General features: G+C 64.0%; 17 protein-coding genes and 1 tRNA gene. 11 read left to right on the top strand and 7 right to left on the bottom strand.

Annotated elements, in window-relative coordinates; genetic code table 11:
* Window positions 1–113 precede the first annotated feature (113 nt).
* Window positions 114–1,283, top strand: a complete 1,170-nt coding sequence (locus L21SP4_RS00440; RefSeq protein WP_052880814.1) for an MFS transporter — start codon at window positions 114–116, stop codon at window positions 1,281–1,283.
* Window positions 1,284–1,443: 160 nt separating this feature from the next.
* Here L21SP4_RS00440 and L21SP4_RS00435 read toward each other — a convergent pair whose 3' ends face one another.
* The 5 genes from L21SP4_RS00435 to L21SP4_RS00415 form a co-directional block, all read right to left on the bottom strand.
* Complete coding sequence (locus tag L21SP4_RS00435) at window positions 1,444–2,076, bottom strand: four helix bundle suffix domain-containing protein (protein ID WP_417999901.1); 633 nt, start codon at window positions 2,074–2,076, stop codon at window positions 1,444–1,446.
* Between the two features lie 64 nt (window positions 2,077–2,140).
* Window positions 2,141–2,216, bottom strand: a tRNA-Phe gene (locus L21SP4_RS00430).
* Between the two features lie 65 nt (window positions 2,217–2,281).
* Complete coding sequence (thpR, locus tag L21SP4_RS00425) at window positions 2,282–2,845, bottom strand: RNA 2',3'-cyclic phosphodiesterase (protein WP_074041309.1); 564 nt, start codon at window positions 2,843–2,845, stop codon at window positions 2,282–2,284.
* Between the two features lie 33 nt (window positions 2,846–2,878).
* Window positions 2,879–3,622 carry a competence/damage-inducible protein A gene (locus tag L21SP4_RS00420; protein ID WP_052880812.1) on the bottom strand — a complete coding sequence of 248 codons (744 nt, stop codon included), beginning with the start codon at window positions 3,620–3,622 and terminating at the stop codon, window positions 2,879–2,881.
* Window positions 3,619–4,170, bottom strand: a complete 552-nt coding sequence (locus L21SP4_RS00415) for a hypothetical protein (protein WP_144413697.1) — start codon at window positions 4,168–4,170, stop codon at window positions 3,619–3,621. Before L21SP4_RS00415 ends, L21SP4_RS00420 begins: the two co-directional genes overlap by 4 nt.
* Before the next feature lie 163 nt (window positions 4,171–4,333).
* Between L21SP4_RS00415 and L21SP4_RS00410 the strand changes: the two genes are divergently transcribed.
* The 8 genes from L21SP4_RS00410 (at window position 4,334) to L21SP4_RS00375 (ending at window position 11,887) form a co-directional block, all read left to right on the top strand.
* Window positions 4,334–6,700: a tetratricopeptide repeat protein gene (locus L21SP4_RS00410; RefSeq protein WP_052880810.1), complete on the top strand. Its 2,367-nt coding sequence runs from the start codon at window positions 4,334–4,336 to the stop codon at window positions 6,698–6,700.
* Window positions 6,697–7,365, top strand: coding sequence for a hypothetical protein (locus tag L21SP4_RS00405; RefSeq protein ID WP_052880809.1), 669 nt, complete (start codon window positions 6,697–6,699; stop codon window positions 7,363–7,365). Before L21SP4_RS00410 ends, L21SP4_RS00405 begins: the two co-directional genes overlap by 4 nt.
* Window positions 7,362–8,045 (top strand): MotA/TolQ/ExbB proton channel family protein, encoded by a 684-nt coding sequence (locus tag L21SP4_RS00400; protein ID WP_052880808.1) that lies wholly within the window; start codon window positions 7,362–7,364, stop codon window positions 8,043–8,045. The genes L21SP4_RS00405 and L21SP4_RS00400 overlap by 4 nt, the downstream gene beginning before the upstream one ends.
* Window positions 8,032–8,457, top strand: coding sequence for an ExbD/TolR family protein (locus L21SP4_RS00395; protein WP_052880807.1), 426 nt, complete (start codon window positions 8,032–8,034; stop codon window positions 8,455–8,457). Before L21SP4_RS00400 ends, L21SP4_RS00395 begins: the two co-directional genes overlap by 14 nt.
* Before the next feature lie 20 nt (window positions 8,458–8,477).
* Window positions 8,478–8,906: an ExbD/TolR family protein gene (locus tag L21SP4_RS00390; protein WP_052880806.1), complete on the top strand. Its 429-nt coding sequence runs from the start codon at window positions 8,478–8,480 to the stop codon at window positions 8,904–8,906.
* Window positions 8,907–8,925: 19 nt separating this feature from the next.
* Window positions 8,926–10,440: a prenyltransferase/squalene oxidase repeat-containing protein gene (locus tag L21SP4_RS00385; RefSeq protein ID WP_052880805.1), complete on the top strand. Its 1,515-nt coding sequence runs from the start codon at window positions 8,926–8,928 to the stop codon at window positions 10,438–10,440.
* Between the two features lie 104 nt (window positions 10,441–10,544).
* Complete coding sequence (locus tag L21SP4_RS00380) at window positions 10,545–10,805, top strand: hypothetical protein (protein WP_144413696.1); 261 nt, start codon at window positions 10,545–10,547, stop codon at window positions 10,803–10,805.
* A gap of 143 nt (window positions 10,806–10,948) precedes the next feature.
* The gene (locus L21SP4_RS00375) at window positions 10,949–11,887 is read left to right on the top strand and encodes a sulfatase family protein (protein WP_052880803.1); all 939 of its coding nucleotides are present in this window, start codon (window positions 10,949–10,951) and stop codon (window positions 11,885–11,887) included.
* A gap of 723 nt (window positions 11,888–12,610) precedes the next feature.
* Here L21SP4_RS00375 and ltrA read toward each other — a convergent pair.
* Window positions 12,611–13,942 (bottom strand): group II intron reverse transcriptase/maturase, encoded by a 1,332-nt coding sequence (ltrA, locus tag L21SP4_RS00370; protein ID WP_052880802.1) that lies wholly within the window; start codon window positions 13,940–13,942, stop codon window positions 12,611–12,613.
* A 530-nt stretch (window positions 13,943–14,472) separates the two neighbouring features.
* Between ltrA and L21SP4_RS00365 the strand changes: the two genes are divergently transcribed.
* Entirely contained in the window at window positions 14,473–15,501 is a 1,029-nt protein-coding gene (locus L21SP4_RS00365; RefSeq protein WP_052880801.1) for an IS110 family RNA-guided transposase, read from the top strand.
* A 661-nt stretch (window positions 15,502–16,162) separates the two neighbouring features.
* Here the strand turns inward: L21SP4_RS00365 and L21SP4_RS00360 are convergent.
* Complete coding sequence (locus tag L21SP4_RS00360) at window positions 16,163–17,638, bottom strand: cellulase family glycosylhydrolase (protein ID WP_082116404.1); 1,476 nt, start codon at window positions 17,636–17,638, stop codon at window positions 16,163–16,165.
* A 210-nt stretch (window positions 17,639–17,848) separates the two neighbouring features.
* Here L21SP4_RS00360 and pgmB point away from each other — a divergent pair, with 210 nt between their 5' ends.
* Window positions 17,849–20,758, top strand: coding sequence for a beta-phosphoglucomutase (gene pgmB / locus L21SP4_RS00355; RefSeq protein ID WP_052880799.1), 2,910 nt, complete (start codon window positions 17,849–17,851; stop codon window positions 20,756–20,758).
* The last annotated feature ends 84 nt before the right edge of the window (window positions 20,759–20,842 follow it).

Genomic DNA, 20,842 nt, shown 5'->3' with positions numbered 1-20,842 from the left:
CCCGCCGCCGTCTGTCCATCGCAATTGCCGGCCCTCCGAACCATTATGCTGGATTTGGCCGCGGAGGTCTGGTTGACTCCGCCGCAATATCAACCTTTCGGGAGGTGGACGGCATGGCGAAGAAATACCTGGTGCTGGTCGGATCGCTTATCATTCAGGCATGTCTCGGCGGGGTCTATGCGTGGAGCACGTTCGTGCCTCCGCTCATCGCGGATTACGGTCTTTCGCCGGTGCAGACGCAACTCATTTTCGGAACGACGATTATCGTGTTCACGGTGGCGATGATCTTCGCGGGCCGGGCACAGAGCCGGACGGGGCCGCGTCCGGTCGCCGCCGCCGGGGGCCTCATGTTCGGGGCCGGCTATGCCTACGCGGCGTTCTCCGGCGGAGGGTTCGCGCACATCCTCCTGGGCATCGGCGTCCTCAGCGGAATCGGTATCGGAATGGGGTATGTCTGCCCGCTCGCGACGTGCGTGAAGTGGTTCCCCGAGCACAAGGGGCTGGTGACGGGCGTTTCGGTGGCGGCGTTCGGCTGCGGGGCGATCGTGCTCTCCTCGATGGCGGAACACATTCTCGCGCGGGGGATCGACGTGCTGGCGGTTTTCGGCTGGATCGCGGCGCTCTACACGGTGCTGATCATCGCCGGCGCGATGCTGCTCGACGTGCCGGAATCGACCGGCGGGGCCGAGCAGCAAGCCATCCCGGCCGGGGTCTTCCGGAGCCGTCCGTTCTGGACGCTCTGCGCGGGGATGTTCTGCGGGACGTTTGCGGGCCTGATGGTGATCGGAAACCTGAAACCCATCGGCCTCTCGATCGGTATCGATCCGCTTCAGGCCACCATGGCGATCGGCGCATTCGCCATCGGCAACGGCCTCGGTCGGATTGTCTGGGGCTGGGTGCTCGACCGCGCCGGCGTGGTCGCGATTCCGCTCTCCCTGGCCGTACTCACGGTCGCGGTGATCGCGCTCAACCTGGTGCCGGGCATGAACGCCGGATTTGTCGCTGCCGCGTTCTGCATCGGTTTCGGATTCGGTTCCTGTTTCGTGGTGTACGCCGCACACCTCGGAACGCTGTACGGCCCCGAGGCCGTGGCCCGGGTCTACCCCTTGGTCTTCCTCGCCTACGGCTTTTCGGGGATTGCGGGACCGACCGCGGGCGGGATGCTCTTCGAACTGACGGGCCGTTACTTCGTTTCCATCGGCACCGCCGCGGCCGTCTCGTGCGCCGGCGCTGTCGTGCTCGCGATCTACGCCGCGGGACAGCGCAAAAAGAAAAGTGCCTGATGCCCAACGCTCGCTGCACCGTCAATGTGCTCTACCGGGCGTCAACCGGAATCGGTTGACGCCGCCTGAGCCCACGGTGTCGATCACGGACGTACAGGTCCTGTGTTGACCAGCCCCTGCTGTCGGCGAATGTATCTGCTATGCGGAAGCCCATGAATGGCTACGTGTTCCTTCTTCGTGTGCGGGTTCTGTAAAGGCGCTCGGTGAACCCGCCGTCCTCTTCGAAAGCCCTGGCCTGCGCCTTCATCCGGCGGTCCAGAAGGCTGGTGCTCACCGCAATCAGGGCAAGCGCGCCGTTCGCGGCGATTTCAGGGAAAGCGGACTCTGTGGACATTGTGGACCCGGTGGACGCGGAACCGAGTGCGTGTCCGTCTTGTCCATGCGGTCCGCAATGTCCACTCTTCACGGCAACCGCCCAGGTTGCAACATCGTCCGCGCTTGCTGGCCGGGCGCCGATCAGCGCCACCCGGCGGGGATCGTTGCGATCCCGGATCGGGAGATTGTGCTGGCGCAGGTAGTCTTCGTAGTCCAGTCGGAGTTCTTCGAGGCTGGCCTTGGCGACACCGGTCAACTTGAGTTCCGTCTTTTTCGAGGTCGCCGAAGCCATGCTGCCTTCGGCACTATTCTGCCGCCCGCTGCGCGCGGCCTGTACCATCTGGTCGCGCGTCCGGCTGAACCGATCGATGTACTTCTCGCAGAACCGGACCGTCAGGTCATAGACAACCTCAGCCACCTGGAAACTCTTCAGGTTTCGGTATCCGCCGTGCTTTGGGATCAGGGGTTCAGTCATCAGGCACCTGCCTTGATCCGGAAGCATCCCCCTGGCGCGCCGGCCGAAGCTCCGCAGGAGCGAAGGCTGGTGGCGAGACCCGGAATCGAACCGGGGACACAAGGATTTTCAATCCTCTGCTCTACCAACTGAGCTATCTCGCCTCACGGAACCCGTTGAAAGAGAAGAGGCATTGTACGGATCGGCGGGGGGGTGTCAATACGCGGTTCTACAGAGCAATGCGCTTCAGGACCTCATAACGCGCTCCGGCGGGAGTCCGCGTGCTCTCCATCAGCTCCACGGCGTGAACGGGAATGACTTTGCCGGGGACCGTGATTTCGCTTTTCATCACATGTGCCGCCGCGGCGCGGTCACGCCCGCCCTTCACACGGCCGAGGGTGAGATGGGGATGAAACGGACGCGGTTCCAGTTCGAACCCCTGCGCGCGGCAGGCGTCGGCGACGACTTTCTGGAGCGCGCACAATCGTTCCGTATCGCGTATCCCCACCCAGAGTACGCGGGGGGAACGCTTCGGGCCGAACCAGCCCGGTTGGCCCAGGCGGCACTCGAAGGGCTCCAGCGGGTTGAGCGCCTCGGAAAGCGCCGCCTCGAGAGGCGCAATACACTCCTTCTCCGTGTCTCCCAGAAAGGCGAGCGTCAGATGGATGCCTTCCTCGCGGGTCCACTTCACCTTCGCGCGGCCCGCCAGATTCTCTTCGAGCGCCCGCTGCACCAGCGCCATACGCCGGCGCACTTCATCCGGTACGGGTGCGGCAATAAAAAGTCGATGCATCCTCCCCTCACTTAATTGTAATGGCGGGATGAATCAGGAAAGCAGCGTGCGGAACCGGCACGCCGTCGCTTCCAGCAGGCTTTCATCCCCCGGACCGCAACTGAGCAGAATTTCCACCCGCCCGTTTCCGGCGTAGAAGGCGGTTTGGATCTCCGGGGGCGGGAGGTTTTCACGTTCCAGCCGTTCGACGATCTCCGACTCGCCCAGTCCTTCGGTGTGGATGATCCTGACCGGGCGCGGGGACTTCCCGGCATAGCGCTCGCTCAGAAACGGGAGGATCGACTGGTCCAGCATCGCCGCGAATTCGCGGGACGGTCCCGGCAGCACGAAAAGTATGCGTTCCCCCTCCAGTTCGATACGCTGACCGGGGGCCATGCCGCGCGGGTTTTCGACCGCCGCCGCCCCGCGGAGCACGCGGGCCTGGCGGCGGGAAACCGTATTCATTGCGCGTCCGCGCTGCGCGTATTTGCGTCGCATCGATTCCAGTGCGCCCGGGTCTTCGAGGATGTCCCGGCCCAGCAGCGAGGCCAGAGCCTCGCAGGTCACATCGTCGGCGGTAGGTCCGAGGCCGCCGCTGACAAAAACCAGCGGCACGCGGGCCAGGGCATCTCCCACGGTTTCGGCGATGACGGCCGTCCCGTCGGGGATCGTGGTGTCGCGCTCGAGCCGCAGGCCGAGCGGAAGAAGCGCCGCACCCAGCGTCTGCGCATGCGTATTGACCGTACGACCGCTGAGCAGTTCGCTGCCGATACTCACCAGTTCCGCGGGGACGGTCATGCCGAGAGACCGAAACGCGCAGCGATGGTGTCGCAACACTGTTCGCACATGCCGTGCGAGACGCGCGGCACGCACGCGCAGTGGAACAGGCCCATCCGCCGGACGCCGTCTTCAAGCTCGGCCCATCCCTCCGGCGTCCTGATCTTCTTGCACCAGCCGCACACGTGCACGAGTTCGTCCTTCGCATGCGGGATGCTCGCGTCGAGCAGCGATATTTTCTTCCGGCTCCGCTCGCTGATCACGGAACTGGTAAAACGCACCCCGCCGTGCTCGCCGGCTTCCATACGCATCCACATCTCGCGGATCAGGTCCGGCGCGTCGCAGCGGAACGGAAACTCCAGCGGAGCTTCACTCTGACACGCCCTCTCGATCAGGGCCTGGTATACGGCCTGCGTGCCCTCGTGACGGATGAAGTCCATAAGCGGTTTTCCGACCATGCGCTCGGATCGGCACTGCGGCGCATCGTTGCTTCCCGCGAACCGGTCCCAGTCTCCACACGCCGACACGAGCACGCCGTCCGCGTCGGTCTCGTAAATACATGCCCTCATACCAGCCTTCGCGTTCATAAAGTAATCATACCGGCCCGGCGGCATTCCGGCCAGAAAATAGTCGCCGCCCCGCGGCGGCCATGAATACGATTGTATGTAAACCGTTCATTATTAACCACATGCTAACTTTACATCCCGCGGGGTTGCGGTAGGTTCGCAACGCATGAAGGCCGCATTTCACCCCTCCCGATCCCGTTATCCCCTGCTGCTCGTCCGCGGTGCGTGCCGGGCGGCGTGGCTGCTGATCGCCCTGGCGTCGCCGGCCGCGGAGGAGACCGCCCTTTTGAGCGCAGCGCGCGAGCGCGGTGCGAGGGGCGATCTGCAGGGTGCCGCGGAGGCGTACCGCCGGGTGGTCGAGACCGCATCGTCCCGCCCCGCGCTGTGTAGAACCGCGCGAACGGAGCTGGCCGAAGTGCTGCTCGACCGTGCCGAAGCCCTCGACACGGAAGACGCCGACGCTCTGCTGGAGGAGGCGCGGACCCTGTGCCGCCGCGTCCAGCTCGGCGGCGGAGATCGGTGGTATGCGAGATCCCTGGTGACCTGGGCCCGCATTATGCTGTTGCGCGATCAAACCGGCGAGGCGGTCGAGACGCTTCTTCAGCATCGACCGCTGTTCCGCCGCCTCGAAGCGGCGCTCGATTCGTCGGGGGCGTCACCGGAGCGGCACCCGTCCGCGGGCGCGTGGACGATTCAGGGCCGGAGCCACGAGAAGGAGGCTGCTGTATGCCGGAGTACACAGGAGACCGCAGAGCGGCTCTGCCGCGCCCTGCGCGCGTATCTGACCGCCTGCGCCGGCTATCCCGGGAGCGTATGGGCGGACGAGGCCCGCCGCGGCGCGGAACGGGTGCGCGGGCGGTTGACCGCGATGGGCCGGGAGGTCTCCGTATCGCTGGGCGCCTATACGGAGAATCTGGCCGAAGCCGCGTATGCGCGCTCCGACCGCGCCTTCCTGCGCGAGTCGTACGATACGGCGGACCGTCACTATGAAAAGGCGCTCGTCCGCTGGCCGGAGGCCGCGGAGGTCCCGGCCGCACTCGGGAACTTCGCCGTCTGTCGCGTTCATAAGGATCGTCCGAACGACGCCCGCGCGGCCATCCGCTACCTCGCCGAGCGGTTCGGGCGGCGACCCGAAACCCCGCGCATTCTCCTGCGAACCGCCGTGCGCTGCCGGAAACTCGGGGCGTTCGAACCCGCCATCGCCGCCTGCCGGCAGTTCGCCGCGGAGTTTCCCGAACATCCGCAGCACCCCGCCGCCCTGTTGACCCTCGGCACGCTGCATCACGAGGCGGGGAGCTGGCCCGCGGCCGCCCGCGTCTGGGGCCGGCTGTGCCGCACCCACCCCGACTGCGACGAGGCCGGACACGCGCTTCGCGCCCTCGCGTGGGAGTCCGTGCGCCGACGGGATCATCAGGCGTCGGCTGAGTGGCTCGGCGTCCTGGCCCGCCGGGCGACGAATGACGCGGAGCGGCTCCGCGCGCGGCTGGCGCGGGGAGAAGCGCGGTCCGCGGCCGGACAACACGCCGCGGCCGCGGAGTCGTTCGCGGCGGCTGGACAGCTTGCGCGGCGCATCGGGAGCCCCGATGCGGGGAAAGCCGCGCTTCGACAGGCGGCGGCGCTCGTGCTCGCAGACGAGAAACCCGAGGCCGTGAAGGTGCTTCTGGACGCGGCGCGCGATGATCGCGGTACGCCGGAGGCCTCCACGGCGCTGCGGCGGGCGGGATGTATCCTGCTGGATTCCGGCGAGGCCGGGCAGGCCCTGGAGGTCTTCGACCGGCTGCTCGCCTCCCGTCCCGATTCGACCGCGGCGCGCCGCGCCCGCGTGCCCGCGCTCAGGGCCGCACTGGAGACAGGCTCCGAAGAAACCCTCCGCCCCATGGTCGAAAAGCTGGCCGGCGATGCGAAAAACATGGAAGCGGCGGAGGGGCTCGAGGCGGCGCGGATGCTCGCGGACCACGGCCGCCACGAGTGCGCCGTAAAACTGTTTCGCGCAGTGCGTACCGGGACCGGCGACGCCGACCGCCGCGCCGCGGCCCTGTACGGGGAGGGAGAGGCCCTGCTCGAGGCGGGTCGATTCGGCGCGGCGGCCGCGCGGCTCGGCGAACTGCTCGCGGAGTATCCCCGCTTTCACGCCTATGCCCGGGCGCGGTTCCTGCAGGGGCGGGCCTGTTCGGCTTCGGGCGACCGGGCGGCGGCGGAAACCGCCTATCTCGAACTCCTCTCGCGCGTGCGCGATGCGGGGTGGACGGTCCGCGCCTCGTTTCACCTGGCGGAGGTCCAGTCGCAGCCCGGCGAAAGGCTCGCCTCGTACCAGCGGGTCGTGCTGCTCGGCGATCCGGCCGATCCCGAACAGCGCCCCTGGATCGGCCGCGCTCTGCTGGAGAGCGCGAGGCTCATGCTCGAACTGAAACGCTATGACGCGGCCGCCGGGCAGGCGCGGCGATACCTTGAAATCGGCGAGTCGCCCTCGGACCGCGAGACCGCCGCTTCCCTCCTGCGCGAGGCGGAAGCGGCCGTGGAGACCGCATCATGAAAAGAGGCCGCGCCGTACTGGTGGTGCTCGTCGCCGCATGTGCCGTGTGCGCGGAGGACGAGGCGTACGTCCTGACCCGCGGAGGGCGCCGGCTCACGGGCCTCGACGTCCGGTGCGACGACACAGGGGCCGTCACGCTGATCAAAGAGGGCGGCCAGAAGCTGGTCTTTCCGCGCGGCCGTTATCGTTCCGCCTGTGCCCCGCGACCGGCCGCCCTGGACGAGGCGCTGGCGGCGCTCGAGGACGGACGGCACGCGGAAGCCGAACGCGCGCTGCGGGAGATATCGGATCGGTATTGCGGGTTGAAGTGGGACCTGGAGGCCCTGCGCGCCCTGGTGCGGGTCGGCCGCCGGCGGGACCGGCACGCGGACGCCGCGCGGGCGCTCGAAACCCTGTTTACGCGCAGTCCGCGGGCGGCGTCCGACGACACCCTGCGCGCCGCGTACCTCGACGCGCTGGAACATTCCGCGGAGGACGCCAGGATCGAACAGGAGATCGAACATCAGATCCGCCGTGCCGGACGGCGGCGGGCGGCGGCGGCGTACAGGAAGCGTGCTGCGCGGAGATACGCGCAGGGCGAGACCGCGCGGGCCCGCACGGACCGGCGCATCGTGGAACTCTTCTTCGGAGAACCGGAGCAGGTAAAAACGGGAGTACATGAATGATCACTTTTCTTGCCGCGGCCGGGACCTCTTCCTTCTTTCGCGTCGTCGCCGACGGCGGCGCGCTGGGTATCGTGCTCTGGACTGTGCTGGCCCTGTTGTCGCTGGCGGCCTGTTCGCTGGTGGTTGACTCGCTGATCCGCGTGCGCCGTGCGCGGCTGCTGCCCGCCGGTCTGTTAGCGCTGATCGAGGAGGCGGCGCGGGAGCGGGACCTGCAGAAGGTTCGTGCGCGCTGCGAAGCGGAACCGGGGCCGCTTTCGGCCATCCTGCTCGCCGGTATCGAGCGTTCCTCGGAGGGGATTGAAGCCATGCGCGAGTCGGCGGCCGCGGCGGCGGAAATGGAGCGGGAAAAGCTGCTGCAGCGGGTTCACTTTCTGAGCGTCGTGGGCAACCTCACCCCCATGTGCGGTCTGCTCGGAACCGTGCAGGGCATGATCCTCGCCTTCGCCACGCTCGGGACCGAAGCCGGCGCGGCCAAAAATGCCATGCTGGCCCTCAACATCTCGCAGGCGCTCTACACCACCGCCGCGGGACTGCTGATCGCCGTCCCCGCCCTGGGATGTTTTCACGTCTTCCGCAACCGCGCCTCGAAAATACTCCTGGCGCTGGAATCGGCGAGCCTGGATCTCGCCGGCCGCCTGGGCGGCGGGTGCGGGGAGGGCCGCGAAGATGAGACGCCCTGAAGCCGCGGCGGCGAACGTCAACCTGACGCCGATGATCGACGTCGTATTCCAGATGATCATCTTTTTCGTCTGTACGGTGCAGCTCGACCGCGAGGCGCTGAGCGAATTCATCGAACTCGCGAAGGCGCCGAACGCGCCGGAACTGAGCGCGGAAAAGGATCCGCGTACCATCACCATCGAGGTCGACCGCGAGGGCAAGGTGTTCATCGCGCGCACCCGGCTCGGCCCGGAGAGGCTCGCGCGCGTGCTGCGCAAGGCCTCGCTGGAACACGGAGGCGAACACGCCCCTGTGCCCGCCCGCATACGGGCCGACGGTCGCGCGGAACATGCGGCGGTGCAGGCCGTGATGGACGCCTGCGCCGCGGCGGGCATGGGTGAATTGAGTTTTATTGCCCTGCATGAGGAACGCTGAACCCCGGGTGGAGAACGGGCATGTACGGACGCAAAAGGCGAAGCCGGGACGACGACGGGGAGCTGTCGCTCACGCCCATGATCGATGTGGTCTTTCAGCTCCTGATCTATTTTCTGGTCACCTTCAGCGAGCCCGAACGGCTCGCCGGTCTGGCCGTCTCCCGGAAGACTAAGGCGGAGGCCCCCCCGCCGCACGCGAGTGCGGCACCGGTGATCCGGGTGGCCGTGCTTTCCGGCGACGGCCGCTTCGCGATCAATCGGCGCGAGGTGGATGAAGCGTCATTGAAGACGATCCTCGCGAGCCTGGCGCGCTGCAGCACCAACCAGCGCGTTCACGTCGAGAGCGACCCGCGCGCCCCGCACCGGGCTCTGGTCTCCGTGCTGGATCACTGCGCGGCCTGCGGGCTCAGAAAGCTCGCGGTGGTGCGGTCCCGGCAGAACCCGCATTGACGATATCCCCGAGGCGGCTGTGGTTGAATACTCGCGGCATGAAAAACTCAAGCGGCTCGGATCCCGGTTCGGCGGGCCGGCGGGCTCGCTGCTCGTCCATGCGATCATCGTCCTCGCCCTGACACGATGGATCGTGCACGAGATCCCTGAGCCCGCGGGGCCCGGGGTCACGGTCGAAACGGTCGAGGACGCCCCGCCGGCGATCGATCCGCCCCCGCCCGAACCGGCCGTCGGGGAGGATGCGCCGCCGTCCCCGCCCGTCGTCAGCGCGCCGAAGATGAAGATGCCCGCTCCCGATCTCGAATCCCTGCCCGCGGAGGTATCCGCGCCTTCGCCCCCTGTTCCCTCCGCGTCCATAACGCGCGAAGTCCTGGAGGAGAGCGTTCCCGCGCCGACCCGCTTTTCCGGGAGGACGGAGGAGCGGCGCAAGAAGCTGCTTCATCGCCACGTTCCGGAGCATGCGTTGAGCATTGAGCGCGCGCTGACCCGCGCCCTGGACTGGCTTCGGGACCGTCAGAATGCCGACGGCTCCTGGGGTCCGGTTTCCGGCGCCAAGACGCGCACCCAGGAGCGCTGCCGTCTCACGGGGCTGGTGCTGATGACCTATCTCGCGCACGGCGAGACCGGTTCGTCGCGGGAATACGGGCACGCAGTCCGCGATGCTATGATGTACCTGCTGGAGGCCCAGGACGGATCCGGTCACTTCTGTCCGGTGGTGCCCTTTTCGTCCCCCGGACACGCGGACGATCTCGGCGTGTACGGTCACGCCATCGCCACCTACGCGCTGTGCGAGGCCTACGGGCTGACCCGCGCGCCGGTCCTGCGGGATCCGCTGCGGAAGGCGCTGACGGTGATCGTCGAGGGGCAGCAGCGCGGGGGCGGGTGGGATCACCGCTACCAGAAAGCGGAGTGGAGCGATCTGTCCGTAGCGGGCTGGCAGGTCCAGGCCCTGTGCGCCGGCCGTGCGGCGGGCGTGCTCGTGCCGGGGCTTGAGGAGGCGCTCGAGCGGTTTCCCCGCGCCCTTGCAGCGCATCATGCCGGCGAGGGCGTGTTTCATTACCGAATCGGCATCAAGACGCCGGTGAGCCATGACTACATGACCGGGGTCGCCGTCGTCTGCCTGCAGCTCATGGGCTCGGGCGGTCATGAACTCGCGCAGGCGGGACTCGGTCATCTGCGCCGATGCCGGATCAGCGAATGGGACGAGGGGTGGGAGAAGGTGGCTTCGCGGCGCAGTTTCAACATCGCCTATGAGTGGTATTACACCACCCAGGCCCTGTTTCACGCCGGAGGCGGCCCGTGGCGCGACTGGAACAAGCGGTTCGCTCCGATGCTGCTCGACGCCCAGGAGCGGGACGGCTGCTGGAAGCCGCCCTCCGGCGATCCCTCCGGCGAGGAGATCATCAGCGTCACCGCCTACTCCGCCCTCGCCCTCCAGGTCTACTACCGCATCCTCCCGTCCTTTCAACGTGAACCGTCCGCATGCGAGCACGCGTCCGCCTGGACCTCCGAGGTTGACGTCCATCTCGACTGATCGGGACGCGGGCGGGGACGGGGATGCGCGGGGGCGAAAAAGTTGATCGTCTTGCGGCGGGGTTGCCCGGATGTGTATGAATGGCCTCCTTGTCGGGGGGGGGGATGACGCATAGGCTCTACAGGATCGTCGCGGCTTTGCTGATTACGGCGGCCGGGGTTGCGGTTTCCGAAACACACGTGGCCGAGGGTATGGTGTCCGTGGCGGAGTACGGCGCGATCCCCAATGATCGAGGGGACGACTCGGCCGCTTTTCAGCGGGCGCTCGATGCCCTGCTCGCCGAAGGGGGCGGCCGTCTCGAGATCCCCGCCTCGACCGCGGCGTGCTCGAAGTGGGCAATGTGGGGCGGGAGGAGATCGCGCTGAAGGGTCGCCACCTCCTTGAACAGGAAGCGAAGTTTGTGCTTGGGGAGGGCGGAAATACCGAATTTAAGGGGAAAATCGATCAGTGTATCGTGGAGACCCTCGACCCGGAATCATCCGGCCCGGAAGAATAAGGAGACGCGCGCATGAAACGACGTGAATATCTGACGGCCGCCGCCTGTGCGGCGGCACTGCCGCTGGGTGCCGCGGAGGAGAAAAAGGCGCCGAACGTGATCCTGATCGTCACGGACGATATGGGCAATCAGTGCGGATGTTACGGCGACCCGCAGGCGCGGACGCCGAACATCGACCGCCTCGCGCGCGAGGGCACGCTCTTCGAGGTCGCCTACTGTGCCCAGCCCTCGTGCAGTCCCTCGCGCAGTGCGATGATCACCGGAATCTACCCGCATGCGAACGGCCAGGTCGGGCTGACCGTGAGCGGATACGCCGTACACGACGGAACGCCGTGCCTGGTCGACTGGCTTCGCGCCGCGGGATACGATCTTCGTTCGACCGGCAAGTTGCACATGAACCCGCACGGGTTCCCCGACTTCGATTTTGCGACGCCGGTCGGCAGCGACAACGCACGCATGGTCACGATCGCCGATCGTTACAGGCAGCAGGCGGGCGATAAACCCTTCTTCATCTGGTACGCCTACGTCGATCCGCACACCCCGTTTGAGGATCAGCGTAACGGTTTCCCGGCGCATCCGCGCGGGGCGGAGGATGTAACGGCGTGGGATTTCCTCGGCGGCATCGACGACCCGGCGCTGCGAAAAGAGGTCGCCGGCTACTACAACGAGGTCGAACGCGCGGACGCGGGCATCGGGCTTCTGCTCGAACGGCTCGAAACACGCGGCGTCCTCGACGAGACGATGATCATCGTCACCGGCGACCAGGGCCCCGGATTTATCCGCAGCAAACCGTATCTCTACGACGCCGGCATTCGCGTGCCGCTGGTCATCCGCTGGCCGAAAGGGGTGAAGGCCGGACAGCGCCGCGCGGAACCGGTCTCGGCGGTCGATATCGCTCCGACCATTCCTGACTTCAACATTGCCCGAAGACGCGCTCGAATCCCCCTGTGATCATTGAAGTGAGTTTTGAATCAGGGTGTCCCGGCGGAAAAAAGGGTTATTCGTGGATTTTTATGGAAGGGTTCCCGGGAAAGGTGGGATGCGGCAGATCGGAGGGGAGAGAGAACCATGAAGAACATGAAGGTTGGTTGAGGAGGGGGACATATACTCGTACTCGTACTCGTACGCGTACTCGGAGCGCCGAAGGCGCGATCCCATCCATCGATTCAAGGAATTCGAGTACGCGTGCGTTGTGACGCAAGCGGATTTCTAATCCAGCCGCTACGATTTCAGTAGTTCTACAAAAATCCGGTTCTTCGTAGATTTTTGTGGTGGAGCCGTTCGGGGAAGAGGCGGGATGGGGATTCACCACAACGGTCACAGATCATGCCGGGGTCGGGATGGGAGACGACAAACGTTCGTAGTAGCGCCGTAAGCGCCCGAAGGGCCAAGGCGCGTGAAGATAACGGCCCTGGCCCCGCTGCGCGGACCTGCGGGCCTACTACGAACGTAAGAGAGAACGCACCATTTCTTTGCCTGTGCTCTTCTCATTCATCTTTGCGATCTCTGCGCCTTGGCGAGAGACCTTTCTTGTGTTTTCGGCCAGTAGAGTAGAGAGGGAGCCACGGGATGAGAGGCTTAGAGCCAATGACCGCTGACTGCCCTCCCCCTCGTCGAACCGGACATGCGGATTTCCCGCATCCGGCTCTCGCGGAAGGCATTTGTTGGATGGTTTCACAGGTAGATCAGTCCCATGTTCTTGAAATGCGCGTAGTAGCTCATACCTTCAGGGGGCCAGTAGCCGCGCTGACTGCGTCGTTTCGCATGTCGCGTGAGACGCTGTCGCACGTATCCATTGACGTGGCGGAATGCCACACGCGGATAACCCAGCGAGAAGTAGTTTGCCCATCCTCGCATTTGCATGTTGAGTTCGTCGATCACCGTCGGCAGAGGTTTGAAGCATTGTTCCGGTCCGGTCATCTCCCGAAGCCGATCACGTTCCCGTTGGAGCGCTTTCCGCGACGGTGTCAGGTTCCAGTACCGGCACGGGCGTCCGCCGAGGTCCCGGTCATAGCGGAAGCTATATCCGAGAAAGTCCAGCGTCTGCCCCGGTTCCCGAGCATCGAGTATCCGGGTCTTGTCCCGGTTGATCTTCAGCCCGAGCCACCCTTCTATCTTGGCTTCGATGAACGCTTCGAGTTGCGGACCGATATACCGGGCGAGGACCACGAAGTCATCGGCGTACCTCACCAGTTTGGCCTTCGCCCACCGTGCCGGTCCGTCTTTGCGGTAAAACACCGCATCGAACCAGTGCAGATAGATGTTGGCCAGAAGCGGCGAAATGACCCCGCCTTGCGGCGTGCCCTTGTCGTTGCGCTTCACGGTCGGCGGTTTGCCTTTCTCCGTTTCCTCTACCGGCGCTTTCAGCCACATTCGGATCAGCTTCAGCACGGACCGGTCGGTGACACGCATCTGCACACAAGCGATGAGCTTGTCGTGTGGAATACTGTCGAAATAGCCGGCCAGATCCGCATCATACACCGCACACCGCCCTTGCCGGAGCTCCTGCCCAATCGCCTTCAACGCATCATGCGCCGAGCGCTCAGGCCGGAACCCATGGGAGCAGTCCTTGAAGTCAGCTTCAAAGATCGGTTCCAATATCAGAACCGTAGCGGTCTGCACGACCCGATCCCGCACCGAGGGTATTCCCAAGGGACGGAGTTTCCCGTTCACCTTCTGGATGTAGACCCGCCGCACTTTTCCAGCACGGTAGGTTCGATCCTTCAGGCTGCGTTCAATATCCGCCAAGAAGGCTTCGACTCCTCCTTGACTCTGTTCGATGTCCTCGATGGTCACACCATCGGGGCCTTCTTTTCCGCCGTTAGCGCGTACATGTTTCCATGCCGCCAGCAGAGTGTCGGCCCGGCCAATGTGGCCATAGAGACTGTAGAAGCGAAACCGCTTCTCCTGTTTGGCCTTCTGACTCAGCTTCTGTCTCAGCGCGGCGAGTTTCGGCGGCAAGAGTCTGTCGTCAATGCGATAGTACTCCGTCGCTTCTTCTGTCATAGGTTTCACCAATCAGTCCCCCGCGCTTCTTACTCAGCTCGTCTTCCGCCGAGGCCCCTTCGCTCCACGGGCATTACCCCGCTTCATCACTACTACGAGCCTCTCCGACCCCCGCACATGACCACCCCCAAGGTTATTGATTCCCCCACGGGCTTGTCGGCTTGCCCGACATCACGACGGGTCTCCCAAGTTCCTGGCTGTTCTTTCCGCGCGCGCCATCTCTTGTTACCCCGGAGGGCCTTGCCGGTGCATATGACCGTTCCTTCCCGACAAGTGCTGGCTTCATCATATCCGATAGGCTGGCCGCCCTCGACTTGTGTAACGAGGCTGAATCAAGTTCGCTTTCGCTACGGCTCGCGCGTTCGCCTTCCCAGGCTTCGACGCCGGGGTTACCCCCGATCACCGCTGGGTCGGCTACATGTGCAACGATCAATTCACACGACTGATAACCATATAGAGGTTCTTTGAAATAGACGCTGGTCGAATGCAACGTACTCTTTGTTTAAGCAAAAACGAAAGGAGTACCGGATATGCAAACGACCAGCGCAAAGGAATTGTACGCAGGAGCCGACCTGCATGGAAACAATGTTTTTCTCTCGATTTGCGACCGGGAAGGCACGGAAGTCTTCCGGCGGCGGGTACGAACCACGCTCGATGCAGTCAATGAGGCGATGGATCCCTACTGGCCGCAGGTTCAGGCGATGGGGATTGAGTCCACGTTCAACTGGTACTGGCTGGTGGACGGCTTGCGTGAGCAGAACCGGGACGTGCGATTGGGGAATCCGGCGAAGATGAAACAGTACAAGGGGTTGAAACATGCCGATGACGCATCGGATGCTCGTTGGCTGGCCGAACTGCTCCGATTGGATATTTTCCCGGAGAGCTACATTTATCCGAAGGAGGTTCGTTCGATTCGCGACGCGCTTCGACGCCGACAGCTGTTTGTCAGGCGGCGCACCCAGGTTATGCTCAGCCTGCAAAGCCTGCTGGAGCGTTACGGATTCAAGGCGCCGGGATCGCGTGCTCTTCAGCAGTGGACGCAGGCGGATGCCGAGGCGACGGGCCTTGATCCGTTCGTACAGCTTCAACTCCGCACGTTGCTTGAGGCGGTCCAGTGCAGTGAGCGGCTGGCCGGACAGATCGAATCAGCGGTGCTGGGGTTTATTGAGCCCAACCCATCGTTTGAACAGGTTCAGACCGTGCCGGGCATCGGGAAGGCGCTTGGGATGACCATCGTGCTTGAAAGCGGCAACTTCGCCCGCTTCCCGAACGCGGGATGCTACGCCTCCTACTGCCGCGCCGTCAAAAGTGAGCGAAGTTCCAACAGCAGGAAGAAAGGTGAGAACAATAAGCGCAACGGCAATCCGTTTCTCGCATGGGCTTTCGTTGAAGCCGCGAGCTTCGCTCCGCGCTTTTATCCGGAGATTCAATCCTGGTATGACCGGAAGAAGAAAAAGCGCAACGCGATTGTGGCGAAGAAGGCCTTGGCGGCAAAATTGTCCAAAGCCGTTTGGCATGTCATGAACGGGGAGGAATATGTAATGGGAATGTTGTTTTAAAACCCGATGCTGCCGGGAACCGGCTAGGGGTCTGCTTAAATCAGCGGACTGATTGGAACCGGCGGCATCGCTTCAGCTTTTGCGGTCTGTCCTGTCGTCAGCCTTCAAGGGTCTGGAAGTCTGCGTGCAGATGAACCACGGTGACTGAATAGGCAACGAGCGGGAACAAACGGTTTTCTGGCTCCAATACGAGAACGGGTGGCGGCCATGGATCTGGAAAAGATTCGCCCTCACCTAAAAACCAGATGGGTGACTGAAACAACCGCAAACGAAAACCACGGTACGGAACGCAACGGTTGAGGCGACGGTTGAATCCGATCAAAACAAGGCATGAAGGGAAGCCGCTTGATCAGCGGCACGAAGGGGACTTTTGTGTTTGACCGGAACCTCTAATGGGTGACTCCTTTCATTCAGTTAGAAACAGCCAAGCTTTGCTTGGCGCACCGGATTACACCGATGACACGGATGAAATCTCGAAATCCGAATCGAAGTCGAAATCGGGATTCAGAGAGAACATAATTCGTACGCGTACTCGGAGCGCCGAAGGCGCGATCCCATCCATCGATTCAAGGAATTCGAGTACGAGTACCGCTTCGCTGAGTACGAGTACGATATTCCCCCGGGTGTCCCCATGTTGAACTCAGGAGTCTGACCCCGCCCCTCAGTCTCTCCACCCGGGCACCACCCGCAGGGTCGCCACGGGTTCGTGATCGGGCCAGCGCTTTACGATCAGCCGCTGCTGCTTGCGATTCCAGCGAAACAACCAGCGGTTGTAGCGTTCCGGGTTGCTTACCACGCTGAAACCGCGCGGTTTCTTCGGGTTCCAGGCGAGTTCCAGGTCGCGATAGCGAATGCGGAACCCGTCGGGGTAGTGCCGGTCGGCGGGAATAAAGATCTCGGAAGGCCCCCTCGCCGCGCCGGGAGAGAACTCCATCTCGAAGACGCGGGTCGCGAAATCAAAGTGAAACGCCCCGACTTTGCCCGCCACGAAAAGCGGACGGGGGCGGGCCATGACATCCAGAATGTATTCGCGCTCCGGCCCCAGGGCCTGCGAATCGCCCTTGAAAATCGCCCATGTGCGCCGATGGCGCTGATGCGCGCTGGCGTTGTAGACACGGCTTCCGCACCACCACGCCTTGACATGCCCGATCACATTCCGGTCCAAAAGTTCCACGGTGCGCATGAGGTTGAGCTTGTAGTCGATCTGCGCCTGAAGATTGGTGTCGGTGCGCTCTTTCGTCGCCGGACCGTATTCTCCGATAAACAGCGGCGTGCCGGCCACGGCGGCGTCCTCCAGATAACGATTTACAGCCTTTTCCGGCTCCGTACCATAGTAGTGTGGCGCGTAGGCCGTCTGGTCGCGCCTGGGCGAAATGGTGACCCGGTGGCAGGGAAACCCGCTCTCGATGTGCTCGGGAATCGTCACGTGCATCGGCTGGAAGAAGGCCCACTTATCCGGACTGATCTCGCGCAGACGGTCGATCACCCGCCGGTACAGCGGCATGAAATACTCCCGCTCGAAACGCTCCGGCCCGCCCAGCTCGGGCGCGACCTCCCACACCTTGCGGCGCGAACCCCCGCCCGCCGCGAGCGGCTCGTTGAGCAGGTCGTATCCATAGACGGCGCAGTTGTCGGCGTAACGTTCGAACACCCGCATCCAGGCCCCGAGATAGGCCTCCTGAGTGTCATCCCTGTCGAGAAAGAGTTGGGCCCAATGCTCTTCTGTAAGTTTGCCATAGGCGACATCGGTCAGATCGTAGAGCGTCATCTTGAAGATCGTCTTCATCCCGGCCTCCCGCCCGAGGCGGACCAGCCGGTCAACCTTCTCCAGGTACTCCGGATCCCATTCCGTCCCCGGCCACCCGCCCAGGCGGGGACACAGCAGACGAACGACCTGGACGTTGAGCCCCATCGGACGCATGCGCTCGTAGGCTTCGCGCGGAAAATGAAGATCCCCGCGCGAATCCTCGGTGTTCATCACCACCCCGTTCATGATAAAGTGGCGGTTGTGCTCGTCCAGGAACCAGGGCCGTCCCGGGAGTTCCCCGGCGGTTTCGGAGCCGCCGGATGCGGCCAGTCCGCAGAAAAGGAAAATGACTGCAAACATTGCTGCAAAAAACCGTAGCGTCACGTTCATTGCTTGTTCTCCTCGCACCGGATTCCACCGCCCCGTATCGCACCCATCCCCGGCGGCCTTTATTGTGGCAGCCGCGGACGACGAAAGCAACTGCGATGTTCGCAGGGCATTTCCCTTGCCCGTCTTTATATGAACGGATAAAAAGGCCGCTCGCGATTTAACCTGAACTATTCATCAATTTACGAATCACGCGACTGAAAGGAAGCAGCGATGGCACATCAGATACGGGCGGTTTTATTCGATCTCGACGGCGTGGTGGTGTTCACGGACAAGTATCACTATCTCGGCTGGAAGAAGCTCGCCGACGAAAAGGGGTGGGCATTCGACGAGGAGATCAATCACCGCTGTCGCGGCGTGCCGCGCCTGGCCTCGCTGCAGGTCATCCTCGACCACAACCATGTGGAGCTGCCGCAGGAGGAGAAGGAGCGGCTGGCCGACGTAAAGAACGAGTATTACAGGGAGCTGCTCAAGGAGATCAACGAGGAGGATCTCTATCCCGGCGCCCTTGATCTGCTCCGGCGCCTCAGGGCCGAGGGCACGCGCACGGCCTGCTGCTCTTCGAGTAAAAATGCGCAGACGGTGCTCGATGCGCTCGGGATCGGCGAGTATTTCGACGCGGTCGTCACCGGACACGACATCGAAAACCCCAAGCCGGCCCCCGACATTTTTCTGCTGGGGGCCGAACGCGTGAACATGCATCCCTATCATTGCCTCGTGTTCGAGGATGCCGAATCGGGGGTCGAGGCCGCCCGCGCCGCGGGCATGAAGTGCGTCGGCGTCGGCCCGCGGGAACGGCTGCCCTCGGCCGGCGAGACCGTGGAGGATTACGCGCGGATCGATGTGCAGGCCCTCCTCGATGCGGGCCGCGTCCGGTCCGTGCCCGCCGAACCGTGGAGTCTGACCGAGGACGAAGTGCGGCCCGACCGCTGCCCCTACTGGGAGACGGCCCTCGCGCTGACCAACGGTGTCTTCGGCGTGCGCGGAACCTTCGAAGAGAGCGAACCGGGCTACGACGCCTACCCGGCGACCCTCGTCAACGGGCTGTGCGGCTACGAGCCGTACCACCACATCTGGAAGATGCCCGGATTCCCCGAATACCGGCACGCGATCCTCAACATGTGCGACTGGGTCAACATCGATCTCGAAGTCGACGGCGAACGATTCAGCATCGCCTCCTCGACGGTTCGCGACCATTGCCGCCGGCTCGATCTGAAGCGCGGCATCGTCGAGCGCTCCTTTATCTGGACCACGACGGCCGGCACGGAAGTGGAAGTTCACACGGAACGGCTGGTGTCGATGGTCCGCCGCCAGATCGGCGCCCTGCGGTATTCCGTAAAGGCCCCGCAGGGCACGCGGCTTTCACTGACCTCACGCACCCGCCTGCTCGTGCCGAGCCGGGTGATGGGCGGTGAACAGGTCCGCGTCCGTGAAACCGGCGAAGAAGACGGCATCGAGGTCGCCGTGCAGGAGCTCGTCACCTCGGACGACGCCGCAGCCGTGGCACAGGCCCACTCGCCGGAGGGGGAAAGAAGCCTCGAGGGAAGCGATTTTGTATTTCGCTATACGGCGGAGACGGGGGCGACGCTCGACAAGATCTTCGGCGTGTGGTCCACCATGGACGGCCCGGAGGATGACATCAAACCGCGCGCCGTGGAGGAGGTCGCCTCGGCACGAAAGGCGGGCTACGAAGAACTGCGGCGGGAACAGGAGTCATTCTGGGCCCGGTTCTGGAGGGACGCGGACCTGGAGATCGACGGCCCCGTGCAGGACCAGCAGGCGGTCCGCTTCAATCTCTTCCACCTCCGCCAGGGCAACCCGGAGCGGGGCAACCGCAGCATCAGCGCCAACGGGCTCTCGGGCGACCAGTATTCCGGGCACGTGTTCTGGGACACCGAAATGTACATGGTGCCGGCCTTCGTCTACACCCAGCCGGAGAGCGTACGGCCGCTGCTCGAGTACCGCTACAGCATTCTCGACAAGGCCCGCGAACGCGCCCGCGAGATGGAAGGCAAAGGCGCGCTTTTTTCATGGAACTCGGTCAAGGGCGAAGAGTGCGGACACGTATTCGAAGCCGCCACGGCCCAGTATCACCTGGTCGCCGATATCGCCTGCGCCATCGGACTGTACGACCGGATGACCGGCGACGACGCGTTCCTGTTCGAAAAGGGAGCGGAAATCCTTTTTGAAGTCTCACGATTCATGGAGGACCGCGGTTGTTACGTGGATCATAAGGGCGGGCGGTTCTGTCTCAATGTCGTCTGCGGCCCGGACGAGTACGGCTGCGGGGTCAACAATAACGCCTATACGAACGTGATGACACGCTGGATGTTCGAATACGCCTGCGAGGTGTACGCCCGCATGGAGCGGGACGCGCCGCAGGCCCTCGAAGCTCTGCGCGCAAGGATCGGTCTGGATGAGGAGGAAGTCGGGCGCTGGCGCCGGGCGGCGGAAAGGATGTATGTGCCCTACGACGACGAACTCGGAATTACGCCGCAGGACGACTGTTTTCTTGAGCTGGATCCTGTGGATATGGACCTCGTACCGAAAAACACCGACATCCGGTCGCACCACCACCCGCTGAACCTCTGGCGCATGCAGGTCATCAAACAGGCGGATACGGTGATGCTGATGTTCACGCAGGGCCACCGGTTCAGCCGGGAACTCAAGGAACGCAACTACCGCTTCTACGAACCGCGCACCAATCACGGATCCTCCCTCTCCCCCTGCATGCACAATATCCTTGCCTGCGAGATCGGGGACATCGAGGACGCCTACGGCTTCTTCCGCCAGACGGCGCTGATGGACATCCACGATTTCAAAAACAATACCGCCGGCGGCGTGCACTCCGCCTGCCTCGGCGGCTGCTGGATGACCGTGGTCCACGGGTTCGGCGGGATGCGCGACTACCCCGGCGGACTCGAATTCAATCCCGTCCTCCCGGATGCATGGGAAGGCCTTGCATTCCCGGTCACCTGGAAAGGCCGCCGACTGAAGATAAATGTCTCCCGGAATGAAGCGGGCGTGACCCTGCTGGAAGGCGAGCCGATGTCGTTGAAGCTCTGCGGCGAGGACATGGAGCTGACCGCGGCAGGCGACCGCGTCGCGAAGCCGCTGGGTTGAGCCCCCGGTTCCCGCGCCGTCGCACCAGATATCGAGGCCGCTGAGCCGGCGCCCTGCGCAGATAGGTCCCCGGGCGGCATACAT

The sequence above is a fragment of the Kiritimatiella glycovorans genome, assembly GCF_001017655.1.
Classification (GTDB): Bacteria; Verrucomicrobiota; Kiritimatiellia; order Kiritimatiellales; family Kiritimatiellaceae; genus Kiritimatiella; species Kiritimatiella glycovorans.
This window is presented reverse-complemented; position numbering and strand designations above follow the sequence as displayed.